Annotated in this window: 3 protein-coding genes; all 3 read left to right on the top strand. The window is 45.4% G+C overall.

Annotated elements, in window-relative coordinates:
• Positions 1–204: hypothetical protein (locus NTX75_01170; GenBank protein ID MCX5814840.1), on the top strand; the 204-nt coding region annotated here is incomplete at its 5' end.
• Positions 205–355: 151 nt separating this feature from the next.
• Positions 356–3,073: a PAS domain S-box protein gene (locus NTX75_01165; GenBank protein MCX5814839.1), complete on the top strand. Its 2,718-nt coding sequence runs from the start codon at positions 356–358 to the stop codon at positions 3,071–3,073.
• Between the two features lie 108 nt (positions 3,074–3,181).
• Positions 3,182–5,339 (top strand): PAS domain S-box protein (locus NTX75_01160; GenBank protein MCX5814838.1); only part of this gene is annotated, 2,158 nt, incomplete at its 3' end.

The following is a 5,339-nucleotide window of genomic DNA, read 5'->3' as shown; positions in this document are numbered from 1 at the left end:
TCGTCCCAAAATACCGGGACTCAGACATGCGAATTGCCCTTCGGGACGTTTATTCTTGCCGAGTGGGTACCCAAAAATGCTCGAAGGCGCGACTCGCGAAAAGTTCTTCCTGCTCATATTCCAATCTTATTGGTTGTATGTATGTTTGGGCAACAGGCCGTCAATATTGAAACAGACTCGTTCAAGTCACTCTTACTTCAGTGAATAGTGAATAGTGAATCGCAATCAAAAAACATTGAACATTGAACATTGAACAGCTTTTCGCAATCTGTGAATATCCCATCACGTCAGCCGGTAATAATCATTGACAATCAGACAACATCCTTTATAATTGAATACATAAGGGAGGGTTATTATGAAGAAGGATTCCGGTGTGTTTTCTGTCTTTATCAGTCCCCGTTCGTTTCCACTTACTGTTGCCATTATCTTTCTTCTGGTTTTAGGAGCCGCCTCCGTCATTGCATATCAACATTATAGAAGCACGCTTCACCATACAATCAACGAAAACAAGTCAACAGCAAATATTCTCTCCACGCTTATTTATGAACATCAAAAAGTGGCTATCGGTATTCTGGAATCCTACGCAAGCCGCCCCGCCTTTGTAGATGCAATACAGAAAAAGGCATTTAACCAAGCCATCACTCGCCTGAAATCCTTAAGTGAGCATCATACTGAAATTGATACACCCTTCCTTACCGACCAATATGGAACCCTCTGGGCAAACTACCCGGTGAGCAGAGAGGGATTTGGTAAGAACCTGGCCCACCGTGACTGGTATAAAGGGGTAAGCAGGAACTGGAGACCGTATATTTTTTCTGCCTACCGTTTGGTTGTCCTGGGAAAAGGTCTCGCTATTGCCGTATCTGTCCCGGTATTTGATAAAAAAGGTAAAGTCATCGGGATACTGAGTAGCGCCCAGCGCACCGCCTTCCTCACCACCCTCGTCAAGGCAAACACATTAGACCCCAAAAAGAGTATCACCCTCCTCGACCAGGAAGGGAACATCATCTATAGCAACACCGTTGAGTATGAAAAAGAGATTACGAAATACCCTCAGTTTTCACTCATACAGAAAACTATCCGTGATGGTAAGAATACCTTTGAAATCCCCGATCGCTTAAAGGGAGCAAAGGAAAACATATTAGCTTTTTCACCCATAAGAGGTATAGGATGGACAATAATCGTAGGTGAGGAAAAAGGGGCAATACTCAAATCAGAAAAGGGGTATTTCATCGGGATATTTGTTATTTCCTTCCTTTTGTTCGTGTGTATGACAATAACGCCCCTGCTCTTACAGAAAGAACTCAGGTACAGAAAAACAAAGGAGCTTCTGGCGAATGAAAGGCAATTGAGGGAAACTGAGGTCAGATACAAAGAACTGTTCGAGAATGTGAATGTTGGTGTTGCAGTCTACGAGGCGATAAAGGATGGAAATAATTTTATCTTCAAGGATTTCAACAAAGGAGCCGAAACGATTGAAAATATAAAAAGAGAGGACATCATCGGAAAAAAGGTTACCGAAGCCTTCCCTGGTGTTACCGAATTCGGTCTCCTCGATGTGTTCATGAGAGTATGGAAAACAGGAAACCCGGAACACTACCCTATTTCTTTTTATAAAGATAACCGGATAATTGGATGGAGGGACAACTATGTATACAAGCCTCCTTCCGGTGAGATTGTCGCTGTCTATGAAGATGTGACAGCACAGAAACAGGCGGAGGAGACGATCCGGCTAAGCGAAGGACGTTTTAAAAACCTGTATCAGGAAAGTCCTATCCCGACCTTCACCTGGCAGAAAAAGGAAAACGACTTCATTCTTGTAGATTTTAACCGCGCCGCGATTCAAATCACCAACGGCAAAGTCCGCGACTTTCTCGGAAACAGCGCTGTGGAAATGTATAGAAACAGACCGCAGGTCCTTGGTAACATGAATCTCTGTTTCCAGGAACAATCCATTGTGAGACAGGAACTCATTTCCCGGGACTTCGCACCGGGTAGATTCCTGTCCGTAAGTTATGGTTTCATTCCTCCGGATCTGATTATCGTCCATATTGAGGACCTAACCGAGCGAAAACAGGCAGAAGAATTCCTCCGCCAGGCCGAACAAAAATACCGCTCCATCTTCGAAAACTCTGTAGAAGGCATTTTCCAGACCTCACCGGAAGGACAATATATAAGTGTCAACCCTGCCCTTGCGAGGATGATAGGATATGATTCACCGGAAGAGTTAATGAAAGGGGTTACCGACTTATCAAAACAGGGATATGTTAACCCCGAAGACAGGGTAAGGTATAAAAAGATTCTCGAAGAACAGGGCATCATTCAGGGGTTTGAGACACAACACTATAAAAAAGACGGAAGCATAATCTGGGCTTCAATCAACGCCCGTGTTGTCAAAGATGAAGCAGGTAAGGTACGTTACTATGAAGGCACAATAGAAAACATTTCCCCCCGCAAACTTGCCGAAGAAGAACTAAAACAGACCCTGGAGAAGCTGAGGAAGAGCTTATCAGGCACTATTCAGGCTATGTCTTTAACAGTAGAGACACGAGACCCCTATACCGCAGGTCACCAGAGGAAGGTATCAAGCCTTGCACGCACCATTGCACAGGAGATGGGGCTCTCAAACGATACAGTAGACACTATCCGCATGGCAGGCATCATCCATGATATCGGAAAAATATCGATACCCGCTGAAATTTTAAGTAAGCCCGGCAAACTTTCAGATATGGAATTCAGCCTCATTAAGATTCACGCTCAAACAGGCTATGACATATTAAAAGATGTTGAGCTACCTTACCCCATAGCAGAGATAGTCCTCCAGCACCATGAACGGTTGGATGGCTCAGGCTATCCCCAACAGTTAAAAGGTGATCATATCCTCCTTGAGGCAAAAATTATCTCTGTTGCTGATGTGGTTGAAGCCATCGCCTCCCACCGTCCCTACAGACCCGGCTTCGGGATAGACGTGGCGCTGGAAGAGATTGAGAAAAATGCAGGCGTGTTATATGATGCTGGGGTGGTGGAGGCGTGCCTTAAATTGTTTCGGGAGAAACAATTTAGTTTTGAGTGATTTCGGATTTCGGATTGTGGATTTGTTTTCACTTGAATCCTTTTTTCCGGTTACGAGATACGCTTCACGAGATACGAGTAACGGGTTTTTAGATACGAGGTTATTGTTATGAAAGATGACAGGGAACAAAAAGAACGGTTTAGCCAGATAGCTGAACAATCCAGAGAGATGATATGGGAAGTTGATGCCGATGGGCTTTATACCTATGTCAGCCCGAATTGTGAACTAATCACGGGATACACCCCTGAGGAGCTTACAGGAAAGATGCACTTCTACGACCTCTGTCCGGAAGAAGGACGGGACGCTTTCAGACAGACAGCCTTCGAGGTGTTTAAGCGCAAAGAACTTTTCCGTGAACTTCGTAATGCGGTTGTAACAAAGGATGGCAGGGAGGTGTGGGTCTCAATTAACGGCACACCTGTCCTGGATGATAACGGCAGACTTCTCGGCTACCGTGGTTCTGACTACGACATCACTAACTTTATGCGGGCGGAGGAGGCGCTAAGGGAGAGCGAATCCAAATTCCGGACCCTTTTCGAGTCTGCCAACGATTCTTTTTTCTTGATGGATCAGGATATCTTTATTGACTGCAACCCAAAGACCTTGGAGATGTTTGGTTGTACCAGGGAACAGATCATCGGGCAGCCTCCTTACCGGTTCTCCCCGGAAGTTCAACCTGATGGAAGGAAATCCATGGAGAAAGCACAGGAGAAGATCGAGGCGGCGCTCAGAGGTCAGCCGCAGTTCTTTGAATGGAAGCACAGTCGTTACGATGGGACTCTATTTGATGCAGAGGTCGGCCTGAACGTCTTCAGCAATATGGGTAAATACTACATTCAGGCTATTGTTCGCGACATCACCGAGCGCAAGTGGGCGGAGGAGGCGCTGCTGGAGAGCGAGGGAAAATACCGCTCCATCTTCGAAAACTCTGTAGAAGGCATTTTTCAGAGCATCCCTGAAGGACGTTTCGTCAAAGTGAATAACGCTCTTGTAAGAATGCTTGGCTATGATTCTCCGGAGGAGATGATTGCAACTATTAATGACATAGCAAAGCAGTATTATGCTAACCCTGACGACCGCACGAGATACAAGAAAATGCTTGAGGAATCCGGTGAAATAAAAGGTTTTGAAGCAGAGGTCCGCTGTAAGGATGGAAGCACCATCTGGGTTGCCACCAACACCCGTGCAGTGCGTGACGAGCAAGGGAAAATTCTCTACTTTGAGGGCATTGTTGAGAACATCACGGAGCGAAAAAACGCTGATGAAGAATTACGTTTAGCGCATAAACAACTTTTCGATATCATCGATTTTCTCCCCGATGCAACCCTTGTGATTGACCGTGATAAAAGGGTGGTTGCATGGAACAGGGCAATTGAGGAGATGACAGGGGTGCCAAAAGAGGAGATGCTCGGCAAGAGTGATTATGCCTATGCAGTCCCTTTCTACGGTGAAAAAAGACCCATACTCATTGATTTATTATTTGAAACAGATGTTGAGATTGAGGAAAAGTACGATTTTGTGCACAAGATCGGGAATACTTACTTTGTGGAGGTCTTTATTCCAGGCATGTATGCCGGTAAAGGCGCATATCTGTGGGCATCTGCCTCAAAACTCTTTGATTCTAAGGGTAATGTAACCGGCGCCATGGAATCCATCCGTGATGTTACCAAGCGGAAAAATGCAGAAGCGCGCATTCTGGAGAGTGAAGAAAAATACAGGGGTATCTTCGAAAATGCTGTGGAGGGTATGTTTCAGACCACACCTGATGGGCGGTTCATCAGTGTCAATCCTGCCCTTGCCGGTATGATGGGATTTGATTCACCTGACCAGATGATAAAAACCTTCACCGATATTGCAAAGCATCACTATGTAATTTCTGAAGAACGGACGAGATACAGGAGGCTGCTTGAGGAACATGGTTTTGTAAGGGCATTTGAGGTTGAGGTATATCGTAAGGGTGGAGATAAATGCTGGATTTCTATAAGCGCCCGGGCTATGTTTGACAAGCTCGGTAAGTTAAACCATTACGAAGGCACCATAGTGGATATTACAAGCCGCAAAGAGGCTGAGCTGGCAATAGAACAGGCATACAGGACTACCCGTTCCATCGTTGAAAATGCGCCGTTCGGTGTTTATATCGTCAATGGGGAAGGTTTTATAGAGTATGCTAATGCCCCGATGAGCAGGATATCAGGCATTGATATAGAGCAATTCAAAACTATCAACGTCCTTGATCTCCCGACTTACAAGAGCCTGGGGATTGCAG

This window comes from Pseudomonadota bacterium, from assembly GCA_026388315.1.
In the GTDB taxonomy this organism is placed as follows: Bacteria; Desulfobacterota; Syntrophorhabdia; order Syntrophorhabdales; family Syntrophorhabdaceae; genus MWEV01.
Note: the sequence above shows the minus strand (reverse complement) of the source record. Positions and strands in the feature narration are given on the sequence as shown.